A 23,566-nucleotide genomic window follows, 5' to 3' on the forward strand; every position below is an offset into this window, starting at 1 on the left:
GCGACCCTCGGCTACGACGTCACCCTCACCCCCAGAACCGCGTGAAAGGTCACCATCCCTTTCCAAGTAGATCCACCGTGTCTGAGACGGTGGGTCTCGATACGCCCCTTCGGGGCTGCTCGACCAGCATGAACGCGGGGCCGCTGCGGGGTGGGGTCAGAGGGCGGAGCCCGCGACGGCGAAGGTGTCGCAGGCGGTGGCGTCGGCGTCGAAGCCGGCCTGGAACCAGCGCTGGCGCTGCTCGGCGGAGCCGTGGGTCCAGCCCTCGGGGTCGACGGTGCCGGTCGCCTGCTCCTGGATGCGGTCGTCGCCGACGGCCGCGGCGGCACTCAGGGCGTCGCGGTACTGCTCCTGCGTCACGGGCTTCAGATAGGGAGTCCCGGTCTCGTCGGGCACGGTCGAGGCGTCTCCGACCCAGGCGCCGGCGTAGCAGTCGGCCTGCAGCTCGAGGCGCACGGAGTCGGAGTCGGGGCCGGTGCCGCTGCGGTCGGCCGACTCCATCGCGCCGGTCAGGCTCTGGATGTGGTGGCCCCACTCGTGAGCCAGGATGTACATCTGCGCGAGCGAGCCGCCCGAGGTGTCGAAGCGGGTGCGCAGCTCGTCGAAGAAGTCGGTGTCGAGGTAGATCGTCTGGTCCGGCGGGCAGTAGAACGGGCCCACCGCGGCGGTGGCGTTGCCGCAGCCCGTGCTGGTCTGGTCCTCGAAGACGATCACTCCGCCGGTCGTCGTGTAGGTCGCCCCGACGGAGCCCGCCGCGCCGGCCCAGTAGCGGTCGAGCGACTCCGCCGCGCCTTCGAGCCGGCAGTCGACCTCGGCGTTGGCATCGGCGCCGCTGTCGCAGGCGACGGCCGTGCTGGTGATCTGCTCCGGCGAGGATCCGCCGCCACCGCCGACGAGACCGCCGAGCCCGGACAGGTCGACCCCGAGCAGCTGCGAGAGCAGGGCGAGGACGACGACGCCCACGGCGCCTCCGCCGACCGCGATGCCGGTGGTGCGGCCGCGCCGGCGGACCTTGCCGCCGCTGAGCTGGGAGTCGTCGTTGAAGGTCATGCGGTCAAACTAGCGCCGACCGAGGACACGCTGCCCGGGGTTGCGGACGGCCCGGACGGCTCGGGCGGATCAGCCCCAGCGCGACTCGCTCGCGTCGCGGATGATGTCGAGCAGCGCCTCGCGCAGCGGACCGTGATCGAGGGTCCCGGGCAGCATGTCGACCTCGAGCCGGTGCGCGCGCTGCCAGGCCTCGCGGCCCTTGTCCGTCAGCGACACCAGCTGCCGACGGCGGTCGGCGGAGTCGCTCACGCGGGAGACGTGCCCCTCGCGCTCGAGGCGCTCGATCGTGCGCGACATGGTCTGCACCTCGACGTGCGCGGAGGCGGCCAGCTCCTTCTGCGCGGCCGGCCCTGCTTGCAGCAGGTGCAGCACGACCAGGCCCGCGTGGGTGAGGCCGATCTCGGCGAGCGCGCCGTGCCAGGCGTGCTCGACCATCCGGGACGCGGTGGCGAGGAGGCGGCCCGTGGGCCAGCCGTCCATCCCGTTGCCGTCGTCCGCGCGCATCCGCCCAGGCTAGTCCGCCCCGCCGGCCGGGCGGGACGGGGCCGCCGATCGCCTCAGGAGGCGAAGCGGTCGGTCGCCTCGATCAGGGCGTCGAGGATGCCCGGCTCGTCGAACGCGTGGCCGGCGTCCGGGATCAGGTGGAAGTCCGCCTCGGGCCAGGCCCTGTGCAGGTCCCACGCGGTGAACGCGGGCGTGCACATGTCGTAGCGGCCCTGGACGATGACGGCCGGGATGCCGCGGAGCACGCCGACGTCGCGGATCAGCTGCCCCTCCTCCAGCCAGCCCTTGTGCACGAAGTAGTGGTTCTCGATCCGCGCGAAGGCCAGGGCGAAGGCGGGGTCGGACCAGGCCTCGATCATCTCCGGCTTCTGCAGGAGCGTGATGGTCGAGGACTCCCAGGTGGTCCAGGCGACGCCGGCGGGGCCGTGCACGGCCGGGTCGGCGTCGTGCAGCAGCCGGTAGTAGGCCCCGATCAGACTGCCGCTCGTGCCCGCCGGGATCACCGAGGTGTAGCCCTCCCAGAGGTCCGGGTAGACCGCGGCGGCGCCGCCCTCGTAGAACCACTCGAGTTCGGCCCGGCGGAGGGTGAAGATCCCGCGGAGGACGATCTCGGTGACGCGCTCGGGGTGCGACTCGGCGTAGGCGAGGGCCAGCGTGGAGCCCCAGGAGCCGCCGAAGACCTGCCAGCGCTCGATGTCGAGGTGCTCGCGGAGCTTCTCGAGATCGGAGACGAGGTACCAGGTGGTGTTGGTGGAGAGGTCGGCGTCCGGCTCGCTCGCGTGCGGGGTGGAGCGGCCGCACATCCGCTGGTCGAGGAGCACGATCCGGTACTTCTCCGGGTCGAACAGGCGGCGGTGGGTGGCCGAGGCGCCGGCGCCCGGTCCGCCGTGCAGGAAGACGACGGGCTTGCCCTCGGGATTGCCCGAGGCCTCCCAGTAGATCTCGTGGCCGTCGCCGACGTCGAGCATCCCGGTGTGGAAGGGCTCGATCTCGGGGTACAGAGTGCGCATGGGCCGCACACTACTGACGATCAGGGTCGGGGAAGGCGATTTCACGCGGCCCGGCCCCGGATGCGCCCGGGGGTTGCGCATCCGGGGCGGCGTCAGGCCTGCTCGAGGACCGCCTCGGCGCGCTCGGCGTCACCCTCGGCCAGGCCGCGGTCGATGGCGCGGCGGGAGGCGAGCCAGAGCACGGCTCCGGCGACGAGGACGAGCACCTCGGTGGCGGTCAGCGCCCAGATGATGCCGCCGAGTCCGAACCAGAGGTTCCCGAGCAGCACGACCGGGACGAAGAGCACGCCCTGGGTGAGCGACATGGTCGTCGCGGCGAGCGCGCGGCCGGTGGCTTGGAACAGCGAGGTGAGCAGCCCCGCGAAGCCGTTCGCGATCATCGCCACGAGCTGCGCCGCGAGCACCACGGCGCCGAGGGTCAGCACGGCGGGGTCGTCGGCGAAGACCGCGAGCACCGGCTCGTGCAGCAGCCAGAGGGCGGCGGCCGCGAGCACGGTGATCGTCCCGACCGCGACGGCGGCCCCGCGGACCGCCGCGCGCAGGCGCTCGCGGTCGCCCTTGCCGTAGGAGTAGGCGAGCAGCGGCAGCACGCCGAGGGTGATGCCCATCACCAGGAACTCGGGGACCTGGGCGATGCGGACCGCGACGCCCATGGCCGCGAGCGGTCCGTCGCCGTAGGCCGCGGCGAGGTTGTTGAGCACGAGCGCGGTCACGATCAGGAAGCCCGACTGCAGCAGCTCGCCGGCGCCGACGCCGAAGACGGGCTTCAGCACGCTCGCGCGCAGGGTGAACCAGCGCGGCGAGAGGTCGATGTGCTCGCTCCGGCGCTGGAGCCAGAGGGCGAAGTAGCCGACGACGAGCAGGTTGGCGAGGCCCACGGCGAGCGCCGCCCCGGCGACTCCGAGGTGCAGCACCAGGATGAAGAGGACGTCGAGGACGAGGTTCGCGACGGTCGAGAGGAGCAGGCCGATCATGACCTGGCGGGCCGCGCCCTCCGCCCGCACCAGCTGCTCGAGGCAGAACGAGGCGGCGAGCACGGGCACGAAGGCGAGGGTGACCGCGGTGAAGGCGCCGGTCGCGGCGGCCGTGGTGGAGTCCGCGCCGAGGAGGGCGACCAGCGGACCGAGCAGGAGCAGGCCGAGGCCGCCGAGGACGGCGCCGGTGAGGATCGAGCCCCAGAGCGCGAAGGAGGCGACGTGCTTGATCTCGCCCGCCTTCTCGGGGTCGCGCTCGGAGGCGCCGAGCAGGCGCGAGATGAGCGCGCTGCCGCCGACGCCGAAGACTCCGCCGACGGCCATCACCAGCCCGAGCAGCGGGGAGCCGAGGGTGATCGCGGCGAGCAGGGTCGCGTCGTGCAGCGAGCCGACGACGCCGGCGTTGATGACGCTGTAGACGGCGGAGACGATCATCGCGGCGGCCATCGGCACGCAGAGGTGCACGAGGGCGCGGACGATCGGGGCGGAGGAGAGGTACCAGCGGTCGGTGCCGGGGGCGGCGGGGGGCGGGGTGGTGGTGGTGGGCGTGGTGTCGGCGGGGGTGGTGTCGGTGGGGGTGTCGCTGCTGGACATGGCTGGGCTTCTTCCGGGCAGGGTCGAGCGCGCGCCGAGGGTCGCCGGCACGGCGCGAGGAGGGAGGGCGCGCCGAGGAGGGCGCGGTCGGGGCACCGCGGAGGGCGCGGTGAGGAGGCGCGCGAGGGAGCGGCGCGCGAGGAGGGCGGAACGGGAGGCGGGGGCGGAGCGCCCGGACGCCTAGCGGGTGGGGGGCGGGAGGACCGCGGTGATCTTGGTCAGGAGCGCCTGCAGGGTGGCGCGCTCCTCGGGGTCGAGGGGTGCGAGGAGGGTCTCGTCGGCGGCGAGCATGGCCTCCTCGAACCCGGCGATGAGCTCGGCGCCCGCGGGAGTCGCGTAGACCCGCTTGCGGCGGTCGTCGCCTCCCTCGGTGCGCCGCTCGACGAGACCGCGGCGCTCGAGCCCCTGCAGGAGGCTCGTGACGCTCGCGGGACTCGTTCGGCTGACCTCGGCGATCTCGCGCTGGATGACGCCGGGCGTCTGCGCGAGGTAGCCGAGGACGAAGGCCTGCTCGTGGCTGAGCTCGCGGGCGCGGATCCAGTCCTCGCCGGCCTTGCGCTGCGCCCACGCGAGCCAGCGGACGAGCTCGAGTCCGGAGGTGGGGCGGTCGCGGGGTTCCTGCATGCTCAGAACTCTAATGGTTAGCGGTCTAACGGTCAAGGATCGAAGGGGTGGGGTCTCGATACGCCGCATGCCGCGGCTACTCGACCAGCATGCACGGGAGCGCGCCGGCGAGGGAGAGCGACAGCATGCGCGGGCACGAGAGGAGAGCGCGGCGACAGCCGCTCCTTGCGCGGGTCGAGCAACGCGCAGCGCGTCTCGGGACCCCGCTTCCGATGCGGCGCGCAGGCGGCCGGACTAGCGTCGGCCGCATGAGCATGCAGCGCACCCCCGTCACCGTCGCCGTCACGGGAGCGGGGGGCGCGATCGGCTACGCGCTCCTGTTCCGCATCGCCTCCGGGCAGCTCCTCGGGCCCGACGTCCCGGTCCGGCTGAGCCTCCTCGAGATCCCCGCCGGCCTGCGCTCCGCGGCCGGCACCGCGCTCGAGCTCCAGGACGGCGCGTTCGGGCTGCTGCGCGGCATCGAGGTCACCGACGACCCGGCCGCCGCGTTCGACGGCGCGAGCGTCGCCCTGCTCGTCGGCGCCCGCCCGCGCTCGGCAGGCATGGAGCGCGCCGACCTCCTCGCGGCGAACGCCGGCATCTTCGGTCCGCAGGGCGCCGCGCTGAACGAGCACGCCGCCGACGACATCCGTGTGCTCGTGGTCGGCAACCCGGCCAACACCAACGCCTGGATCGCCCGCGCGAGCGCCCCGGACATCCCGGCCGGGCGCTTCACCGCGATGACCCGCCTCGACCACAACCGCGCGGTCGCGCAGCTCGCCGCGAAGCTCGACGCTCCGGTCGACGCCGTCTCCGGCGTCACGATCTGGGGCAACCACTCCGCCTCGCAGTACCCGGACGTCAGCCACGCAGTCGTCGACGGCCGGCCCGTGACCGACCTCGTCGACACCGCCTGGCTGCACGAGGAGTTCGAGCCGCGGGTCGCCAAGCGCGGCGCCGAGATCATCGAGGTGCGCGGAGCCTCTTCCGCCGCCTCGGCCGCGTCTGCCGCGATCGACCACGTGCACGACTGGGTCACCGGCACCGAGTGGACCTCCGCGGCGGTCGAGTCGGACGGCTCCTACGGTGTGGAGGAGGGCCTGATCTCCTCGTTCCCCGTCCGCTCGGTCGATGGCGAGTGGCGCATCATCCCGGGCCTGGAGATCGACGCCCACTCGCGCGCCAAGATCGACGAGTCCGTCCTCGAGCTCCGCGCCGAGCGCGACGCCGCCCTGGCCTTCCTGGAGCGCTGACGCAGGCCGCGAGATGCCACTTGGGCACGCTTCTCACGGCGTGTCGCGTGCACATGTGGTATCTCGCGGAGGGGGTCAGCGCTTGGGCGACTTCTCGGGGGTGGGGAGGGTGCCGTCCGCGCGGGCGGCCTCGTACCAGGCGTGCGCCTCCTCCTGGCGGGTCGACTCGGCGCCGCTCGCGATCGACGCGCGGATGTGCTCGGGGCGGTAGCCGAACGCGGCGACCAGGTCGCCGGCGTGCGGGCGGAGGCGCGCGAGCAGGCGGTCGATGTAGGAGGTCACCGCGAGCGCCCGCTGCGACGAGAGCCGGCCGTGCAGCAGGTACCAGGCGAGGTGCTTCTCGATCAGCTCGAGGCCGAAGAGGTCGCGGAGCCAGGTCAGCACCGTGCGCGTCCCGTCGTCCTCGATCGTGGCGAGCGCCTCGGTGAACGCCTCCCACTGCAGAAGCTCGGCGTGCGCGCGGGCGGCCTCGATCAGCTCGCTCTGGTGCGCGTTGAAGAGGCGGGCGGCCTCGTCGGCGGGCAGCTTCGACGCCGAGCGCAGGTGGGACGCGACTCCCGAGACCATGCTCTCGACGCGGTCCGTGAGCAGCTCGCGCTGCTCGTCGCGGAGCTGGCCGACGGAGCGGGCGGTCGAGCCGCGGTCGGCGACGACCTGCGCGAGCCGCCGCAGTCCGGAGTTGTTGACCGTCGCTCCGGCGACCTGGCCGACGGCGTAGCGGGCCAGCTCCCCCGGCTGCGCGTTCTTGAAGCGGCGGCCGACGTCGGTCAGCAGTCGCTTGGCGACGAGCTGCAGCAGCACGGTGTTGTCGCCCTCGAACGTCGCGTAGACGTCGAGGTCGGCGCGCAGCTGAGTGAGCCGGTTCTCGGCGAGGAAGCCGGCGCCGCCGCAGGCCTCGCGCGCCTCCTGCAGGGTGTCGAGGGCGTGCCAGGTCGACAGCGCCTTGAGCCCCGCGGCGAGCGTCTCGAGATCCTGGCGCGACTCGTCGGTGTCGTTCCTGCCGGAGAAGACGTCGTCGAAGGCGCGCAGCAGCCTGTCGTGCGCGAAGCCCGCCGCGTAGGTCGTCGCCAGGCGCGGCAGCAGTCGGCGCTGGTGCCGCTGGTAGTCGAGCAGCACCTCCTCGCGGTCGCCGCCGCCGGTGAACTGCCGGCGCTGGTCGCCGTAGGTGATCGCGATCGTCAGCGCGATCTTCGACGCGGCGACCGAGGCGCCGTCGAGCGAGACGCGGCCCTGCACGAGCGTGCCGAGCATGGTGAAGAAGCGGCGGCCCGGGCTCGCGATCGGCGAGGAGTAGCTGCCGTCCGCCGCGACGTCGCCGTAGCGGTTGAGCAGGTTCTCGCGCGGCACGCGGACGTGGTCGAAGTGCAGGCGGCCGTTGTCGATGCCGTTCAGCCCGCCCTTGAGGCCGTCGTCCTCGCCGCCGACGCCGGGGAGGAACGCGCCCTCCTCGTCGCGGATCGGCACGTAGAACGCGTGCACACCGTGGTTCACGCCGCGGGTGACGAGCTGCGCGAAGACGACGGCGGCCCGGCCGTCGACGGCGGCGTTTCCGAGGTAGTCCTTCCATGCGGCGCGGAACGGGGTGGTCAGGACGAAGTCGCCGGCCTCCTCGTCGAAGGTCGCCGAGGTCGCGATCGAGGCGACGTCGGAGCCGTGCCCGGTCTCGGTCATCGCGAAGGCGCCGGGGATCTCGAGGCTCATGATGCCCGGCAGCCACTTCTCGTGGTGCGGCTGCGTGCCGAGGTGCAGGACGGCGGCGCCGAAGAGCCCCCACTGCACGCCCGACTTGATCTGCAGCGACGGGTCGGCGGTGACCAGCTCCTCGAAGCCGGCGATGTTGCCGCCGTGATCGGCGTCGCCGCCGAGCGCGACCGGGAAGGCGCGGTGCACGCCGCCCTCCGCCGCGAGGATGCTCATCTGCTGCGTGACCCGGGCGCGGTGCTCGGCCATCGGGAGGCCGTCGGTCCGGTGCAGCTCGGGGCGGGAGGTGAGGGCGCGGGTGGCGAGGCGCTGCTCGCGCCACTCGCCGAGCAGCAGCTCGCCGAGGGCCGCGACGTCGACGCCGGGGGCGCCGTCCTCGTCGAGCCGGGCGTCGACCTCGCTGCCGAGCACGTCGACGGGCGGCGGCGGGGTGATCGGGCCGGAGCGGGAGCGGCGGACCCGGGGGCGCGATCCGGCGCGGTCGGCGGCGTCGGCGGCGGAGTGGGGGCGGGGCGCTGTGGTGCTCATGAGGAGGATCCCTTCGACCGTCTTCGGCTCGGACCGCTCGCGATCGGCCGGAGCGGAGGATCGAGCGGTCGATCCCGTCGCTGCAGTGCGTCGGGAGGCGGTGCTCCTGCACGCTAGGTCGGGTCGGCGGATCGCGGAAACGTTCCGTCGCGCGGCCACAAAGGGCGGCGGGAGCGGGCGGGGGCGGGTTGTCGGAACCGGCCAGCGGAGCGGGAGGCGGATCCGCCGGTGGTGAGGCTCGGGTCTGCGGACGCGTCGTGCCTGGGAGGGCGGGTCTCGATACGCCCTGCGGGGCTGCTCGACCAGCATGGAAGCGGACACATGCGCCGAGACGTGCTGATCGAGTAGCCCGCGGAGCGGGCGTATCGAGATCCACCATCGTCGAACGGCTGGCTTGCAGACCCGGCCTGCTGAGGAGGGTGGGTCTCGATACGCCGCCTGCGGCGGCTACTCGACCAGCATGTCGGAGCCCTGGGGTGGCGGGTGGGGCGTGGCTAGGCTCGGGGCATGAGCGAGCCGCAGCTGCCTCCGCCCCCGCCGCCCCGTCGCGAGAGCCGGCCGGACTGGCGGCCGCCCACCTCGATGGAGGCGGTGCAGGCACTGGAGTCGGCGCGGCCCTCGGGGCCCGGCACACCGTGGACTGCGGCCCGGCAGCGGCGCCCGGTGCGGGTCTGGGACCTCGTGCTGACGATGGTGCTGATCCTGTGCGCGCTCGGGGCGACGCTTCTGCTGTCCTACTTCGGACTGTTCTTCGCGATGGCGAGCGACGCCTGCGGGGGCTCGAACGACTGCGACACCGACCTGATCGGCTGGGGCGTGCTCGTCGCGGCCGGCGGGGTGTGGGTGCCGTTCCTCGCGGCTGTCGCAGTCTCCATCGTGCTGCTGGTGCGGCGGCGGATCGCGTTCTGGGTGCCCATCGCGGGGCTCGCGCTGTCGTTCGGCTGCACCGTGATCGGCGGCTGGATGGCGACGGTCGGCTCGGGGACCTGAGCGGCGCAGCTCGGCTCGACAGCCGACCAAGCGTCGACGCGGGGAGGCATCGCGGAGTCGGCGTCGACGCGGGGTCGGCGCCGCGAGGTCAGCCCGTTCATGAGATCAGCGTCGCCTCGGGCTCAGGGCCGCGGCGGGCTCAATAGGTGTCCCAGCCGGGGTCCTCGTCGGGCTCCTCCGGCGGGACCCAGTCGTCCTCCGGCGGGGCCGAGGACACGGGCGGGCCGGACCGCTCGCCGCCGAAGGACGGGCGGGCGCCGGACGACCGGCCGGCCGTCGACCGCGCCGCGGGCTGACGCCTCGCGGGGGCCGCCTCCTGGTTCTCGTCGGGCTCGGCGATCGCGGGAGTCTCGCCCGCGACGACGGCGAGCACCGCCGCGCCGTAGGTGATCAGCTTCTTCTGGCCGACGCCGCCGATGACGCTGAGGGCGTCGATGGTGGTCGGCTCGACCGTGGCGATCTCGCGGAGGGTCGCATCGTTGAAGACGACGTAGGCCGGGACCGACTGCGCGCGGGCCTGGGCGACGCGCCACTCCCGGAGCCGCTCGAACAGGGGCTGCGCCTCGGCCGAGAGGTCGGAGACGGTGGAGCGGCCGGAGCGCGACGAGCCGCTCGAGCGCGCGGGGCGCTCGGGCTCCTGCCGCAGCTCGACCTTGCGCTCGCCGCTCAGCACGGACGACGACTCGGGGGTGAGCACGAGCGTGCCGAAGCCGTCGTCGTTCACGCCGAGCAGGCTCTGCGCGAGGAGCTGCCGGGCGACTCCGCGCCACTGGGTGTCGCTGAGGTCGGCGCCGATCCCCCAGGTCGCGATCGAGTCGTGCTTGTGCTGGGTCGTCCGCGGGGTGGTCTTGCCGCGCAGGATGTCGATGATGTGGCCGGCGCCGAACTGCTGGTTGCGCTCGCGCTTGAGCCGCACCACCGTCGAGAGGAACTTCTGCGCGGCGACCGTGCCGTCCCACGAGGCCGGCGGCTCGAGGCAGGTGTCGCAGTTGCCGCAGGGGGTGCTCTCCTGGCCGAAGTAGGCGAGGAGGTTCATCCGGCGGCACTGCACCGTCTCGGAGAGGGCGAGCATCGCGTCGAGGTGCGCGGACATCCGCCGCCGGTGCGCGAGGTCGCCCGGGGACTCGTCGATCATCCGGCGCTGCTGGACGACGTCCTGCAGGCCGTAGGCGAGCCAGGCGGTGGAGGGCAGGCCGTCGCGGCCGGCGCGACCCGTCTCCTGGTAGTAGCCCTCGACCGACTTCGGCAGGTCGATGTGCGCCACGAAGCGGACGTCCGGCTTGTCGATGCCCATGCCGAAGGCGATGGTGGCGCAGACGATGACGCCCTCCTCGCGGAGGAAGCGCGACTGCGCGGCGGCTCGGACCCGGGCGTCGAGACCCGCGTGGTACGCGACCGCGTCGAAGCCGGCCGCGCGCAGGGCCTCGGCCGTCGCCTCCACGCTCTTGCGGGAGAGCGCGTAGACGATGCCCGCGTCGTCGGCGTGCTCGCGCTTGAGGAAGTCGATCAGCTGCTTGCGCGGCTCGACCTTGTTGACGATCCGGTACTGGATGTTGGGACGGTCGAAGCTGGAGATGAAGTGGCGGGCCGCGCCGAGGTGCAGGCGGGTGGTGATCTCGCGGTGGGTCGCCTCGGTGGCGGTCGCGGTGAGGGCGATGCGCGGGACGTCGGGCCAGCGCTCGGCCAGCTCGCCGAGGGCGAGGTAGTCGGGGCGGAAGTCGTGGCCCCACTGGCTCACGCAGTGCGCCTCGTCGATGGCGAACAGGGCGATGCGGCCGCGGGCGAGGAACTGCTTGGTGCCCTCGTTGCCGAGGCGCTCGGGGGCGACGTAGAGGAGGTCGAGCTCGCCGTCGAGGTAGGCGCGCTCGACGCGCTGGCGCTCGCCCATGTCCTGGGTGGAGTTGAGGAACTCGGCGCGGACGCCGTTCGCGCGCAGGGCGTCGACCTGGTCCTGCATCAGGGCGATCAGCGGCGAGACGACGACGCCGGTGCCGGGCCGGACGATCGACGGGATCTGGTAGCAGAGCGACTTGCCGCCGCCCGTGGGCATCAGCACGACCGCGTCGCCGCCGCCGATGACCTGCTCGACGATGGCCTGCTGCTCACCGCGGAACGAGCCGTAGCCGAAGACCCGCTCGAGGATCTCCTGGGCCTCGGCGGAGGAGCCGGCCGGGGCGTCCGCGGTGGGGCGCTCGGCGGTCGAGAGGGCGGTCGTGGTCGGCTCAGTCACCCGTGGAACTCTACCCGGCGCCTCCGACGCGGCCCCGGGCGAGCGGCGTTCTGGGGAGGGTCGCGGCAGGTGCGGGGTTGGGGAGGAGGGGCGGGCGGGCGGAATGGCGGGCGCCGGGGTGCCTTCGGCTCGCGGAACGGCCTCGGGCACGCGGAAATCGGTCGATTCGGCGAGCCGGAGGTGGAATCGCGAGCCGGAGATGGGCGGTACGCGGCTTCGGCACGCGGAAGCATCTTCGGCACGCAGGAACCGGTCGATTCCACGAGCCGGAGGTCGAATCAGGAGCCGGAGGTCGGCGGTACTCGGCTTCGGCACGCGGAAGCACCTTCGGCACGCAGGAACCGGTCTATTCCACGAGCCGGAGGTCGAATCACGAGCCGGAGGTGGGCGGTACGCGGCTTCGGCACGCGGAAGCACCTTCGGCACGCAGGAACCGATCGATTCCACGAGCCGGGAGTGGAATCACGAGCCGGAGGTCGACGGGAAGCGGGCGGGCGGGGCTAGGGGTCGGCGGGGTCGGCGGGAGACCGGCGGGGTCAGAGGTCGGTGATGGTCTTGGTGTCGCCGTCCCAGAAGCGGATGCTCGCGAGGCCGACGGGGAAGGGCTCGCCGAGGAGGGGGACGGCCCGGCCGAGCTGCTCGGCGCGGAGGCGGCGGGACACGCTGATGTGCGGGGTCCAGGACTCGGGCAGCGAGGTGGGCACGGCGCCGGGCATCAGCTCGGTCGCGCGGGCGTGCAGGGCGTCGAAGGCGGGCGAGCGGACGGCTCCCCAGGCCAGCACGAAGCGGTCGGCGTGCGGGAACAGCAGCACGGCGCCGAGCTCGACGGTCGCCGGGAGCTCGCCGAGCGCGCCGGGCGGCGGCGGTGCCAGCTCGGGGCCGGCGAGGAGGGTGAGGTGCGGGCGGTTGCTGGCGGACGTGTGCAGCGCGAGGCTCGGGATGCCGGCCGCCTCGAGCGCCTCCCACTGGCCGCGGATCCGGGCCTCCGACTCCGGGTCGAGGAGGACTTCGAGGCTGCGCATGCCCCCATCCTGCCGCGCCGGCCGGGCCGCTCTCGGCCGCTCGCCCGGTCCGCGCCCGCGCGACCGCGCGACCCTCCAGAAGTTGCGGTGGTCGACGGCGACTACCGCAACTACTGCGTACTCGACGCGTCTCCATGGTCCCGGGCGCCTGCCCGGCTTCGCGCCCCTCCACAAGTTGCGGTAGTCGACGGCGAGTACCGCAACTTTTGCGTACTCGACCGAATCACGGCGCGCGGGACACGGAAGGTCGGCGAGTGCGCAGAAGTCGTCGTACTGGGCGCGCGAGTACGACAACTTCTGGAGGGCGGGAGGGCCGCGGCCGTCCGTCCGTGCCCGCGGACGCGCGACCCTCCGGAAGTTGCGGTAGTCGACGCCGAGTACCGCAACTTTCGCGTACTCGACCGAATACACGGCGCGCGGGCCACGGAAGGTCGGCGGGTGCTCGGAAGTCGTCGTACAGGGCGCGCGAGTACGACAACTTCGGGAGGGCGGGAGAGGTGAGAGGGGTGGTCCGTGCCCGCGGGGCCGCGCGAACCTCCAGAAGTTGCGGTAGTCGACGGCGGCTACCGCAACTTTCGCGTAGTCGACGCGTCCCCGCCCGGTCCGGAGCGCGGAGGCCGCGCGACTCTCCAGAAGTTGCGGTAGTGGGGCGCGACTACCGCAACTTGTGGAGAGGGGGTGGGGACGGGGTGGGGACGGGGTGGGGACGGGGCGGGGACGGGGCGGGCGGCGACGGGCGCGGGTCAGCCGATGGTCACCAGGGCTGACAGCAGCTCCGGGGCGCGGCGGTCGAGGATGCGGCCGCCGAGGCGGATGCCGACGAGGGCGAGCACGGCGCCGAGGACCACGGCGGCGGCGAGCGCGCCGAGACCGAAGCCGAGGCTGCCGCCGACCAGCGAGATCGTGCCGAGGATCAGCGAGGGCAGCGAGAGCAGGGCGGTCGCACCCATGCTGCCGAGCATCACGACGCTCGAGATCATCCCGGAGCCGGGCGGGGTCTTCAGCGGGCTGTCGCCGGGGGCCGGCACGGGGTAGACGACCAGCGCGGACGCGACGCTCGAGACGCCGAAGCCGCTGAGCACCAGCGCGAGCGACATGCCGAGGACGGCGGGGATCGACTCCGGCCGACCCGCGTAGAGGCAGGTGCCGACGGTGACGATCAGGACGGCCGGCACGCCGATCAGGCCGGCGGCGATGACGCGGCCGGCGCGGTCGGCCGAGCCGGCGACTCCGGAGCTGACGTGCGCGGCCCAGGCGGTGCCGTCGTAGGAGACGTCGGCGCAGAGGGTCACGCCGAAGATCAGGGCGATGAAGAGGGAGGAGAGGACGACCAGCATCGAGCCGCCGCCCTGCAGCGCGCTGTAGAAGACGGCCAGCACGACGACCGCGGGGATCACCAGCAGGCCGCGGCTGTAGCGCGGGTCGCGCCACCAGTAGCCGAGGGCCCGCGCGGCGATCGCGCCGGTCGGGGTGCCGGGGAAGCGGCCGAGGAGACCGATGCCCTGCGCGCCCGAGGCAGCCTGCGAGGAGGACGCGGCCGGCTCGGCCAGCGCGTGCCGCAGCGCGCGGGCCCAGAGCCAGATCACGACGGCGAGGGTGGCGACGCCGATCGCGAAGCGGCCGAGGGCGACCGCCCACTCCCCCGCGACGATCGCGCCGGGGACGCCCCAGATCGCGCCGAGCGGCGACCAGCCGAGGGCCGAGGCGACGACGGGGAGCGTGTCGAGGCCGTCGCTGATCACGTTCGTCAGTCCGATGAACAGCGGTCCGAGCAGGATCACGACGACCAGGACGACGCCGCCGATCACCTCGCGGTAGCGGCGGCTCGAGCCGAGGCCGGTGGTCAGCGCGCCGATGAGGCGCGAGGCGACCACGCAGGTGGCGACGCCGACGACCGCCGAGACGAGGCCGGGGAGGATGCCGACGGGGTTGCTCCACCAGGCCGCCGCGGAGGCGAGCGCGCCCAGCGAGGTGACGATCCCGGGGAAGCCCGCGAGGCCCGCGGCGGCGAGGCCGAGCATCAGGGTGCGCAGCGGGATCGGGAAGGTCGCCAGGGTCGGCAGGTCCAGGCTCTGGTCCGAGCCGGAGACGAAGATCGGACCGAGGACCCAGCCCAGCAGCAGCGCGGAGCCGCCGAGGATCAGGGCGACGTTCGCGAACGCCGGGTCGGAGGCGCCGAGCGCGATCAGCCCGACGACCACGAGGCCGAGCACGCCGACCGCGTAGAGCCCGCCGAAGATCACACCGATCAGCTGCCAGACGTTGCGGGTGAGCGTGTTGCGCAGCAGCAGCAGGCGCAGCCTCAGGAGATGCGCAACCATGCCGGGCCCTCCTGGTGGGTGCGGCCGCCGACGAGGTCGACGAAGCGCTCCTCGAGGCTGGAGCCGGCGCGGACCTCCTCCAGCGTTCCGGCGGCGAGGACCCGGCCGTCGGCGATGACGGCGACGCGGTCGCACATCCGCTCGACGAGGTCCATGGAGTGGCTGGAGACGATGACGGTGCCGCCGGAGGCGACGTAGCCGGTGAGGATGTCGCGGATGTTCGCGGCGGAGACCGGGTCGACGGACTCGAAGGGCTCGTCGAGCACCAGCAGCCGCGGGGCGCGGACGAGGGCGCAGGCGAGCGCGATCTTCTTGGTCATGCCGGCGGAGTAGTCGACGACGAGGGTGCGGTCGGCGGGATCGAGGCCGAGCAGGGCGAGCAGGTCGCCGGCGCGCTCGAGGACGGTCGGGCGGTCGATGCCGCAGAGCAGGCCGTAGTAGGTGATCAGCTGCAGGCCGGTGAGGCGGTCGAAGAGCTTGACGCCGTCGGCGAGCACGCCGATCAGCCGCTTGGCCTCGAGGGTGTCGCGCCAGACGTCGACGTCGTGGATGGTGACGGTGCCCGCGTCGGGGCGGAGCAGGGCGGTCGCCATCGAGAGGGTGGTCGTCTTGCCGGCGCCGTTGGGGCCGACGAGGCCGAAGAAGGAGCCGGCCGGCACGTCGAGGTCGATGCCGGCGACGGCCTCCTTGTCGCCGAAGCGCTTGCGGAGGCCGCGGATGCGGAGGGCGATCTCGTCCTGGCGGCCGGTGGCATCGGGGGCCGCCCAGGCGGGGGCGGGGGTCGCGGTGCTCGGGGTCGCGGTGCTCGGGCTCGCGACGGCCGCGGTCGCGTCGTGCCGATCGACGCCGTCCTGCGGGGAGTCGGTCGCGTGCTGCGGGGTGCCGGTCGCGTGCTGCGGGGTGCCAATGGGCGTCGTGCCGTTCGTCCCGTCCATGGGAGTCCCTTCGGTGCCTGTGTTCACGGGGCCGCGGTGGGCGGCCGCTCCTCAACGGTAGCGAGGGTCCGATTGCGCGGCATCAATCGCGGGGAGGAGTGGCCGGCAGCCGGGCGGAGGACCTTCGGCTCGTAGGTACCCGCCGGGCTCGCTGGAATCGGCGGATACGGCGAGCCGAAGCGGTGATCGCGAGCCGGAGGTGACTCCGGGTGTGTCGGGCTCGTCGAACCGCGCTCGGCTCGCTCGAACCGGCGGGTTCCGCGAGCCGGGGGTGGAACCGCGAGCCGTAGGTCAGGGCTCGGCACCTCCGGCTCGTCGATACGACTCCGGCTCGCGGGGATGAGCCGAATCTGCGAGCCGGAGACGGATCACGAGCCGGAGGTGGTTCGCGGGGGCCTTCGGCTCGTCGGAACGCGCTCGGCTCGCGGGAATCGGCGGAGTCGGCGAGCCGGAGGTGGGACAGCGAGCCGGAGGTGGGTCGGGCTCCTGAGGAGGCGCAGAGGGGGCGTGTCTAGGCTGAGCCGCATGCCCACGCTCCTTCTCGTCCGTCACGGGCGCACCACGGCCAACACCGCCGGGATCCTCGCCGGACGCACTGCCGGTGTCCGGCTCGACGACGTCGGGCGCACGCAGGCCGCGCGCACCGGGGAGCGGCTGGCCGCGGTCCCGCTCGCCGCGGTCGTGTCGAGTCCGCTCGAGCGCTGCCGGCAGACGGCGCGGTACCTGCTCGAGCGCCAGGACGGCTCGCCGGCGACGCCGATCGAGAAGGGGATCACCGAGTGCGACTACGGCGACTGGCAGGGGCGCTCGCTCCGGGACCTCGCCAAGGAGCCGATGTGGGCGGTCGTGCAGAACCAGCCGTCGGCGGCGGTGTTCCCGGGGGGTGAGGGGCTCGCGGGGATGCAGGCTCGGGCGGTCGCGGCGATCCGACGGCACGACGCGGCGGTCACGGCGGAGCACGGGGCGAACGCGGTGTGGGCGGCGGTCAGCCACGGCGACATCATCAAGGCGGTGCTGGCCGACGCGCTCGGCATGCACCTCGATCTCTTCCAGCGGTTGTCGGTCGGGCCGGCGTCGGTGTCGATCATCCGCTACGGCGCGGGGCGGCCGGACGTGATCGCGATGAACACGGAGGCCGGCGACCTGGGCTGGCTGCGGGCGCCGGCGCCGGCCGAGGCCGAGGCGCCGGTCGGGGGCGGGGCGGGGCACGAGTAGCGGCGCAGAACATCAGCTGAGAGGGGCGGGCCTCGGCTGTGGGGGGAGGGACACCGCTCTCAGCTGATGTTGTGCGGGGTGGATCTCGATACGCCCGCTGCGCGGGCTACTCGATCAGCATGCAGGTGCCCGCGTAGGCGCGGCGCGGCGTATCGAGATCCAGCACTGTCGGAACGCGAGTCTGCAGAACCGCCCTGCTGACGGTGGTGGGTCTCGATACGCCCCTGCGGGGCTACTCGACCAACATGGAAGGGGCGCCTCGCGTCCTCTCCCTCACCACCGAGACGCGAAACGGCTTCGCTGCGCGATCAGTGAGAAGGGGCGGCGCCCGCAAGGGCGGCTGCGGCGGCGTGCAGGGGTGGGTCAGGCGGGCGCTCGTAGACTGGGGGCATGCCCATCGTGCACGGATTCGACTGGCCGGACCGCGTCGTCGTGGGGACGATCGGCTCCCCCGGCTCCCGCTCCTTCTACCTGCAGGCCCGGACCGGGCCGCGCGTCGTCAGCGTCGGGCTGGAGAAGCAGCAGTCGGCGCTGCTCGCGGAGAAGATCGACGAGATCCTCGACCAGCTGATGTCCGCGGAGGGCAACCCGGCGAGCGTGCCGCCCGGCACTCCGCCCGAGCTCGTCGACAACGAGCCGCTCGACCAGCCGGTCGCGGCCGAGTTCCGCGTCGGCAGCCTCAGCCTCGGCTGGGATCCGTCGACGGCGCAGGTCGTCATCGAGGCGTACCCGGTGGTCGAGGGCGACGACGAGGACGACCTCAGCATCGACGACTCCCCCACGCTGCCCGACGAGATGCTGCAGGTGCGCATCCCGGTCGGCACCGCCCGCGCCTTCGCCAAGCGCACGCTCGAGATCGTCGGCGCCGGCCGTCCGCTCTGCCCGCGCTGCGGCGAGCCGATGGACCCCGACGGGCACGACTGCCCGCTCACATGACCGACGCGTCCGAGCCGGCCGCCGAGCACGAGCTGCCCGGCGCCGAGCAGCCCGGCATCGAGCTGCCCGCCGACACCGAGCTGCAGAGCGGCGAGCTGGAGCTGACCGGCCGGATCACGGTCGCCTCGAACGCGACGTTCCTCGGCAGCATCGGCGGCACCTCCGTCGTCTACAAGCCGGTGGCCGGGGAGAAGCCGCTCTGGGACTTCCCGGACGGGCAGCTCGCGGGCCGCGAGGTCTCGGCCTACCTCGCCTCCCAGGCGCTGGGCTGGAACGTCGTGCCGCGCACCTGGCTCCGCGAGGGTCCGCTGGGCGTCGGCATGGTGCAGCTCTGGCAGGACATCGATCCGGAGCAGGACGCCGTCGACCTGGTGCCGGCGGACGCGGTGCCCGAGGGCTGGCGGCACGTCCTCGACGGCAGCGACGCCGAGGACCGCGACATCTCGCTCGTGCACGAGGACTCGGCGGCGCTGCGGCGGATGGCCGTCTTCGACGTCGTGGTCAACAACGCGGACCGCAAGGGCGGGCACGTGCTCGAGATGCCGGGCGGGCACCGCTACGGCGTCGACCACGGGCTGACCTTCCACGTGGAGCACAAGCTGCGGACGGTGCTCTGGGGCTGGGTCGGCGAGCCGCTGACCGGCGACGAGCTCTCGGCGCTGAAGCGGCTGCGCTCGGCGATCGACGGGCCGCTCGGCGCGGCGCTGTCCGAGCTGCTGCTGGACGAGGAGATCGCGACGTTCGCGAAGCGCTGCGACCGGCTCCGCTCCTCCGGCCGCTTCCCGGCACCGCGCGGCAGCATGCCCGCCGTGCCGTGGCCGCTGTTCTAGCCGCGGACGGCGATCCGGGCGCCCGGGAGCACCGGGCGTCCGGACACCCGACCCTCTAGAAGCCCCAGCCGCGGCCGAACAGCTCGTCGCCGGGCGGTCGCCCGCCGGGAGCCGCCCCGCGCGCACCGAGGTAGGACGACACGACGGCCGTACCGAGGTCGTCCGCCTCCGGGTTCACGACCGAGCCGCCGACGCGCCGCGCCAGCGAGTCGATGAAGCGGGCGAGCCCCGGGTCGTCGCCCAGCCGGAAGAACGTGGTGTGCGCGCCGAGGCGGGTGGAGGCGTCGAGCTCGCGGACGGAGACGGCGACCGTCACCGGGTCCGGCGGGTAGTCGAAGAAGATCTGCCCGTCGGGCTCGAGGTGCGCGGTCGGCTCGCCGTCGGTGACGATCAGCAGCACCGGCTGCGCGCTGGGGTGCTTGCGGAAGTGCCGGTTGGCCAGCAGCAGGGCGTGGTGCAGGTTGGTGCCCTTCTCCCACTCCGCGTCGAGGCCGACGAGCTGCTCGACCTCCATCACCTCGGCCTGGCGGCCGAACGCGATCAGCTGCAGCTCGTCGCCGCGGAACCGGCTCGAGATCAGGGTGTGCAGGGCGAGCGCGGTGCGCTTCATCGGCACCCAGCGGCCGTCCATCGCCATCGAGAACGAGGTGTCGACGAGGAGGGCGACGCACGCCTGGGTCCGCGCCTCCGTCTCCTGCACCTCGACGTCGCCGATCTCGATCCGGACGCCGGCGCCGGTCTCGCGGCCCTCGCCCGCGGCGCGGGTGAGCGCGTTGGTGAGGGTGCGGGTGACGTCCCAGGCCTCGGTGTCGCCGAACTCCCACTGCCGGGTCGCGCCGGAGCGCTCGCCCGCGGCGCCCGCCCGGCGCACGTCGCGCGCGCCCTGCCGGCCGGAGATCGTGTCGGCGATGTCGCGCAGCAGCGCCTTGCCGAGCTGGCGCATGGCCTTCGGAGTGAGAGTGAGCGCGCCGTCCGAGCCGCGGCGCAGGGTGCCGGAGTCGCGCAGCGCCTTCTCGAGGCGCTTGAGGGTCTGCGCGTCGACCGCCGCGTCGTCGCCGAGGCGGCGGGCGAGCAGGTCGAGGTCGAGGTCGTCGAGGTTCGAGCGCTCGTGCGGCTGCGCGAGCTGGTCGGCGAGCGCGTCGAGGTCGGCGAGCTCCTGGAAGACGCCGGTGCCGTCGCCGAGGCCGAGGCCCTGCTCGCCGTCCATCCGCTCGGAGCCGCCCCAGTCCTCGCCGGGGCGCAGGCCCCGCAGGGTCTCGTCCAGCTGCCCGAGCGACTGCATCAGCTCGGGGGTGCCGAAGGCCTGCTGGGCGAGGGCGTCGAGCTCGTCGCGCTGCTGCTGGGTCATCGAGTTGCGCATCCGCTGGGCCGCGGCGGCGCGGGCGGCCAGGGCGTCGATCAGCTCGTCGACGGTCTCGGGCCGCTCGGGGAAGTACTCGCCGTGCTGCGCCATGAAGGCGTCGAACTGCTCGGGGGTGTCCTCGCCGCGGGCGTGCGCCTCGAGGAGCGTGTTGAGGTCGCGGAGCATCGCGTCGATCGCCGCGCGGTCCTCGTCGCTCGCGTTCTCGAGGGCCTGCTTCATGCCCTCGAAGCGCTGCTCGAGCATCTCGGCGCCGAGCAGCTCCTTGATCTTCTCGAAGTCGGCGCGCGCCTCCGGGCTCTGCCAGCGGTAGTCGGAGAGCTCGGACACCGCGGCGGCGGGCGAGGGCGGCAGGCTGTCGAGCTGGATCTCGGCGAGGGCGCGGTCGCCGTCGTCCATCTGCGTGTCGCGGGCGAGCTGCTTGCGCTCGGCGAGGACGGCGCGGTCGAGCAGCTCGCGGACCTCGCGGAGGGTGCCGTCGAGTCCGTGCTTCTGCGTCAGCTCGCGCCGGCGATCGGCGACACGGGCGGCGAGGTCGTCGAGACCCTGGCCGTCGCGACCGCCGCGGCGGAGGAACTCGCGCATCGCGCGCTCGGGCGAGGTGCCCGCCATGACGTCCTCGCCGATGGCGTCGAGCGCCTCGGCCAGGTCGACGGGCGGGGCGAGCGGGTCGGGACCGCCGTCGTAGCGGGAGTAGCGGGCGTCGCGCCCCAGCCGGCGGTTGCCCCTAGGCACGGGAGCGCCCTCCGGGCAGCGGGAGTCCGGCGGACAGCGGGAGTCCGGCGGACAGCGGGAGGCCGATGACCAGTGGCTCAGCCATAGACGGCCTCGCCCCCGCCCGTCTCCTTGCTGAGCTTGCGGGAGAGGTAGAGGCCCTCGAGCGCGAGCTCGACGGCGCCCGCGCGACGGCCGGCGCCGACGGCCTCGAGGCGGTCGGCGATGTCGTCGTAGAGGGTCGACTCGCCGAGGACGGGCAGGGCCGCGAGGAACTCCTCGGCCGTCACCTGCTCGCCGGTGGTGATCATCGCGCCGTTCTCGATGGCGGTGACGAGCGGGGTCAGGTCCAGCCCGCGGAGGTGCGCGCGGACCGTCTCGGCGGTGGCCTGCCGGAGGAGGTGATCGAGGATCTCGTCCTCGCGGCCCTCCTCGCCGGACTCGAACTCGATCTTGCCGCCGAGCACGTCGACCGCGGTCTCGAGGTCGATCGGGCGGGCGACCGCCTCCTCCTCACCGCGGCGGGTGGCCCGGTGCAGGGCGGCGGCGGCGATGGTCTCAGCGCCGGCGATGGCGAAGCGGGCGCTCACGCCGCTGCGCTGGTCGACCGAGGGCGACTCGCGCAGGGCCCGCGTGAAGCGCGCGAGGATCTCGATCAGCGCGTCCGGGACGATGGCGACGAGGTCGGCCTCCTGGCGGATCACGGCGACCTCGTCGACGAGCGCGGTCGGGTAGTGGGTGCGGATCTCGGCGCCGAAGCGGTCCTTCAGCGGGGTGATGATCCGGCCGCGGTTCGTGTAGTCCTCGGGGTTGGCGCTGGCGACGACGAGGACGTCGAGCGGGAGCCGCAGGACGTAGCCGCGGATCTGGATGTCGCGCTCCTCCATCACGTTGAGCATCGCGACCTGGATGCGCTCGGCGAGGTCGGGCAGCTCGTTGATCGCGACGATGCCGCGGTGGCTGCGCGGGATGAGGCCGAAGTGGATGGTCTCCGGGTCGCCGAGGCTGCGACCCTCGGCCACCTTCATCGGGTCGACGTCGCCGATGAGGTCGGCGACGCTCGTGTCCGGCGTGGCCAGCTTCTCGACGTAGCGCTCCTCGCGACTGCGCCAGGCGACGGGCAGCTCGTCGCCGAGCTCCTCCGCCCGGCGCCTGCTGATCGAGGTGATCGGCTCGTACGGGTGCTCGCCGAGCTCGGAGCCGTCGATGACGGGGGTCCACTCGTCGAGCAGGCCGTTGAGCGTGCGGAGGAGGCGGGTCTTGCCCTGGCCGCGCTCGCCGAGGAGCACGATGTCGTGCCCGGCGATCACCGCCCGCTCGACCTGGGGGATGACGGTGTCCTGGAAGCCGTGCAGGCCGGGCCAGGGGTCGCGGCCCTCGCGGAGGGCGTCGAGGAGGTTGTCGCGGATCTCGGTGCGGAGGGTCTTCTGCGCGTGCCCGGAGGCGCGCAGCTGGCCGAGGGTGCTGATCTGGGGGCGCATCACCTCTGCAACGCTACGCCGCGGGTCCGACATGCGGTGGGGGTGTGCGGGATCCGTCGGGGTGCTAGCGGTGGCGGTGGATCGGGGCGATCATGCGGCCACCGTCCGGCGGAGCGCGGGTCTCGATACGCCCCTTCGGGGCTGATCGACCAGCAGGAAAGTGAGAAGGCTCGAAGGTTCGGCGGGCAGCCTGGGGGGATGACCGGTCCCGTCCTCCGCTCGGCCCTCGTCGGCGCGACGCTCGCGCTCGGCGTGGGGCTCGCCTCCTGCAGCACGACTCCCGCCGCTCCCGGCCCCGAGGCGCGCGAGCTCGTCGGCGCGAGCAGTGTCGCGGAGGGGCTCGAGGCGCCGTGGTCGGTCGCGTTCGTCGACGACGGTACGGCGCTCGTCAGCGAGCGGGACAGCGGACGGATCCTCGAGCTGGCGGACGACGGCGGGGCCCGCGAGGTGGGCGTCGTCGAGGGCGTGGTCGCCGAGGGCGAGAGCGGGCTGCTCGGGCTGGCCGTCGACGGACGGACGCTGTTCGCCTACTCGACCGCGGCCGACGGCAACCGGATCCAGCGGTTCGCGCTCGAGGGCGAGGCCGGGTCGTACGCGCTCGGCGAGCCGGAGACGATCCTCGACGGCATCCCGGCCGCTCGCACCCATGACGGCGGGCGGATCGCGATCGGCCCCGACGGCATGCTCTACGCGACCGTCGGCGACGCCGGGCGGCGCGAGGCGGCGCAGGACCTGGGCGAGCTCTCGGGCAAGATCCTCCGGATGACGCTCGACGGCGCCGTGCCCGACGACAACCCGCACCCGGGGTCGCTCGTCTGGAGCAGCGGGCACCGCAATCCGCAGGGCCTGGCCTGGGCGGAGGACGGCACGCTCTTCGCGAGCGAGTTCGGGCAGGACACCTGGGACGAGCTGAACGTGATCGAGCCGGGCGCGAACTACGGCTGGCCCGAGGTCGAGGGGATCGCCGGCGAGGACGGCTTCGTCGATCCGGTGCAGCAGTGGGAGCCGGGCGAGGCCAGCCCGAGCGGGATGACCGAGCTGGACGGCGTGCTCTATCTGGCGAATCTGCGCGGCGAGGTGCTGCGCGCGGTGCCGGTCGCGGATCCGTCGGTCTCGACCGACTACGCCGTCGGCGAGTACGGCCGGCTGCGCGACGCTGTGGCGGCTCCGGACGGCGACCTGTGGTTCGTGACGAGCAACACGGACGGCCGCGGGTCGCCGGGCGAGGCGGACGACCGCATCGTGAGCGTGCCGCCTCCGGCGTGACGCGCGCGCGAGACGTCCCGCTCCCGTCGAGGCGTCCCGGTGCTGCGGG

At 73.6% G+C, this 23,566-nt stretch carries 18 protein-coding genes; 6 read left to right on the forward strand and 12 right to left on the reverse strand.

The genetic code is table 11. The features are described from left to right. Positions 1 to 156: 156 nt before the first annotated feature. From MT351_RS09610 to MT351_RS09630, 5 genes are all read right to left on the reverse strand, one after another. Positions 157 to 1,050 (reverse strand): neutral zinc metallopeptidase, encoded by an 894-nt coding sequence (locus tag MT351_RS09610; protein ID WP_123736601.1) that lies wholly within the window; start codon positions 1,048 to 1,050, stop codon positions 157 to 159. Positions 1,051 to 1,119: 69 nt separating this feature from the next. Continuing rightward, a complete protein-coding gene (locus tag MT351_RS09615) occupies positions 1,120 to 1,554 on the reverse strand; it encodes a MarR family winged helix-turn-helix transcriptional regulator (RefSeq protein ID WP_243582051.1) in 435 nt (144 codons plus the stop codon). Positions 1,555 to 1,607: 53 nt separating this feature from the next. Beyond that, entirely contained in the window at positions 1,608 to 2,564 is a 957-nt protein-coding gene (gene pip, locus MT351_RS09620; protein ID WP_243582052.1) for a prolyl aminopeptidase, read from the reverse strand. A 92-nt stretch (positions 2,565 to 2,656) separates the two neighbouring features. After that, positions 2,657 to 4,132 (reverse strand): MATE family efflux transporter, encoded by a 1,476-nt coding sequence (locus tag MT351_RS09625; RefSeq protein WP_243582053.1) that lies wholly within the window; start codon positions 4,130 to 4,132, stop codon positions 2,657 to 2,659. Positions 4,133 to 4,312: 180 nt separating this feature from the next. Further along, the gene (locus MT351_RS09630) at positions 4,313 to 4,756 is read right to left on the reverse strand and encodes a MarR family winged helix-turn-helix transcriptional regulator (protein WP_123446820.1); all 444 of its coding nucleotides are present in this window, start codon (positions 4,754 to 4,756) and stop codon (positions 4,313 to 4,315) included. A 254-nt stretch (positions 4,757 to 5,010) separates the two neighbouring features. Here MT351_RS09630 and MT351_RS09635 point away from each other — a divergent pair, with 254 nt between their 5' ends. Continuing rightward, complete coding sequence (locus MT351_RS09635; protein WP_308197737.1) at positions 5,011 to 5,988, forward strand: malate dehydrogenase; 978 nt, start codon at positions 5,011 to 5,013, stop codon at positions 5,986 to 5,988. A 75-nt stretch (positions 5,989 to 6,063) separates the two neighbouring features. Here MT351_RS09635 and MT351_RS09640 read toward each other — a convergent pair whose 3' ends face one another. After that, on the reverse strand, positions 6,064 to 8,217 hold the full coding sequence (locus MT351_RS09640; RefSeq protein WP_243582055.1) for an acyl-CoA dehydrogenase: 2,154 nt from the start codon (positions 8,215 to 8,217) through the stop codon (positions 6,064 to 6,066). 507 nt (positions 8,218 to 8,724) lie between these two features. Here MT351_RS09640 and MT351_RS09645 point away from each other — a divergent pair. Further along, positions 8,725 to 9,207 (forward strand): DUF6264 family protein, encoded by a 483-nt coding sequence (locus tag MT351_RS09645; RefSeq protein ID WP_132436946.1) that lies wholly within the window; start codon positions 8,725 to 8,727, stop codon positions 9,205 to 9,207. A gap of 139 nt (positions 9,208 to 9,346) precedes the next feature. On the opposite strand, the gene recQ is transcribed toward MT351_RS09645, so the two are convergent. The 4 genes from recQ to MT351_RS09665 form a co-directional block, all read right to left on the reverse strand. Then, complete coding sequence (gene recQ, locus MT351_RS09650; RefSeq protein ID WP_374204766.1) at positions 9,347 to 11,542, reverse strand: DNA helicase RecQ; 2,196 nt, start codon at positions 11,540 to 11,542, stop codon at positions 9,347 to 9,349. Between the two features lie 431 nt (positions 11,543 to 11,973). Further along, entirely contained in the window at positions 11,974 to 12,459 is a 486-nt protein-coding gene (locus tag MT351_RS09655) for a 2'-5' RNA ligase family protein (protein ID WP_123736597.1), read from the reverse strand. 743 nt (positions 12,460 to 13,202) lie between these two features. After that, positions 13,203 to 14,780, reverse strand: a complete 1,578-nt coding sequence (locus tag MT351_RS09660; protein ID WP_243582057.1) for a transporter — start codon at positions 14,778 to 14,780, stop codon at positions 13,203 to 13,205. Next, positions 14,762 to 15,715 carry an ABC transporter ATP-binding protein gene (locus MT351_RS09665; RefSeq protein WP_243582058.1) on the reverse strand — a complete coding sequence of 318 codons (954 nt, stop codon included), beginning with the start codon at positions 15,713 to 15,715 and terminating at the stop codon, positions 14,762 to 14,764. The genes MT351_RS09660 and MT351_RS09665 overlap by 19 nt, the downstream gene beginning before the upstream one ends. 525 nt (positions 15,716 to 16,240) lie before the next feature. On the opposite strand from MT351_RS09665, the gene MT351_RS09670 reads away from it, so the two are divergent. From MT351_RS09670 to MT351_RS09680, 3 genes are all read left to right on the forward strand, one after another. Beyond that, positions 16,241 to 16,930 (forward strand): histidine phosphatase family protein, encoded by a 690-nt coding sequence (locus MT351_RS09670; RefSeq protein ID WP_132436938.1) that lies wholly within the window; start codon positions 16,241 to 16,243, stop codon positions 16,928 to 16,930. Positions 16,931 to 17,320: 390 nt separating this feature from the next. Further along, a complete protein-coding gene (locus MT351_RS09675) occupies positions 17,321 to 17,866 on the forward strand; it encodes a DUF3090 domain-containing protein (RefSeq protein ID WP_123732666.1) in 546 nt (181 codons plus the stop codon). A 62-nt stretch (positions 17,867 to 17,928) separates the two neighbouring features. After that, positions 17,929 to 18,696, forward strand: a complete 768-nt coding sequence (locus MT351_RS09680) for an SCO1664 family protein (protein WP_207901713.1) — start codon at positions 17,929 to 17,931, stop codon at positions 18,694 to 18,696. A gap of 55 nt (positions 18,697 to 18,751) precedes the next feature. On the opposite strand, the gene MT351_RS09685 is transcribed toward MT351_RS09680, so the two are convergent. Together MT351_RS09685 and MT351_RS09690 are read right to left on the reverse strand one after the other, a co-directional pair. Continuing rightward, the gene (locus tag MT351_RS09685; RefSeq protein ID WP_132436934.1) at positions 18,752 to 20,791 is read right to left on the reverse strand and encodes a VWA domain-containing protein; all 2,040 of its coding nucleotides are present in this window, start codon (positions 20,789 to 20,791) and stop codon (positions 18,752 to 18,754) included. A 77-nt stretch (positions 20,792 to 20,868) separates the two neighbouring features. Beyond that, complete coding sequence (locus MT351_RS09690; RefSeq protein WP_132437004.1) at positions 20,869 to 22,251, reverse strand: magnesium chelatase; 1,383 nt, start codon at positions 22,249 to 22,251, stop codon at positions 20,869 to 20,871. 198 nt (positions 22,252 to 22,449) lie between these two features. On the opposite strand from MT351_RS09690, the gene MT351_RS09695 reads away from it, so the two are divergent. Next, positions 22,450 to 23,517, forward strand: a complete 1,068-nt coding sequence (locus MT351_RS09695) for a sorbosone dehydrogenase family protein (protein ID WP_132436932.1) — start codon at positions 22,450 to 22,452, stop codon at positions 23,515 to 23,517. Positions 23,518 to 23,566: the final 49 nt, after the last annotated feature.

It is taken from the genome of Rathayibacter sp. VKM Ac-2926, assembly GCF_022815565.1.
In the GTDB taxonomy this organism is placed as follows: Bacteria; Actinomycetota; Actinomycetes; order Actinomycetales; family Microbacteriaceae; genus Rathayibacter; species Rathayibacter festucae.

What these genes read in the sequence shown, in the direction of transcription:
- MT351_RS09625 (WP_243582053.1), bottom strand. Translation starts at nt 4,132, where the DNA reads ATGTCCAGCAGCGACACCCCCACCGACACCACCCCCGCCGACACCACG.
- MT351_RS09695 (WP_132436932.1), top strand. Translation starts at nt 22,450, where the DNA reads ATGACCGGTCCCGTCCTCCGCTCGGCCCTCGTCGGCGCGACGCTCGCG.
- MT351_RS09635 (WP_308197737.1), top strand. Translation starts at nt 5,011, where the DNA reads ATGCAGCGCACCCCCGTCACCGTCGCCGTCACGGGAGCGGGGGGCGCG.
- MT351_RS09645 (WP_132436946.1), top strand. Translation starts at nt 8,725, where the DNA reads ATGAGCGAGCCGCAGCTGCCTCCGCCCCCGCCGCCCCGTCGCGAGAGC.
- MT351_RS09675 (WP_123732666.1), top strand. Translation starts at nt 17,321, where the DNA reads ATGCCCATCGTGCACGGATTCGACTGGCCGGACCGCGTCGTCGTGGGG.
- pip (WP_243582052.1), bottom strand. Translation starts at nt 2,564, where the DNA reads ATGCGCACTCTGTACCCCGAGATCGAGCCCTTCCACACCGGGATGCTC.
- MT351_RS09660 (WP_243582057.1), bottom strand. Translation starts at nt 14,780, where the DNA reads ATGGTTGCGCATCTCCTGAGGCTGCGCCTGCTGCTGCTGCGCAACACG.
- MT351_RS09615 (WP_243582051.1), bottom strand. Translation starts at nt 1,554, where the DNA reads ATGCGCGCGGACGACGGCAACGGGATGGACGGCTGGCCCACGGGCCGC.
- MT351_RS09655 (WP_123736597.1), bottom strand. Translation starts at nt 12,459, where the DNA reads ATGCGCAGCCTCGAAGTCCTCCTCGACCCGGAGTCGGAGGCCCGGATC.
- MT351_RS09640 (WP_243582055.1), bottom strand. Translation starts at nt 8,217, where the DNA reads ATGAGCACCACAGCGCCCCGCCCCCACTCCGCCGCCGACGCCGCCGAC.
- MT351_RS09665 (WP_243582058.1), bottom strand. Translation starts at nt 15,715, where the DNA reads ATGGACGGGACGAACGGCACGACGCCCATTGGCACCCCGCAGCACGCG.
- MT351_RS09630 (WP_123446820.1), bottom strand. Translation starts at nt 4,756, where the DNA reads ATGCAGGAACCCCGCGACCGCCCCACCTCCGGACTCGAGCTCGTCCGC.
- MT351_RS09610 (WP_123736601.1), bottom strand. Translation starts at nt 1,050, where the DNA reads ATGACCTTCAACGACGACTCCCAGCTCAGCGGCGGCAAGGTCCGCCGG.
- MT351_RS09670 (WP_132436938.1), top strand. Translation starts at nt 16,241, where the DNA reads ATGCCCACGCTCCTTCTCGTCCGTCACGGGCGCACCACGGCCAACACC.
- MT351_RS09690 (WP_132437004.1), bottom strand. Translation starts at nt 22,251, where the DNA reads ATGCGCCCCCAGATCAGCACCCTCGGCCAGCTGCGCGCCTCCGGGCAC.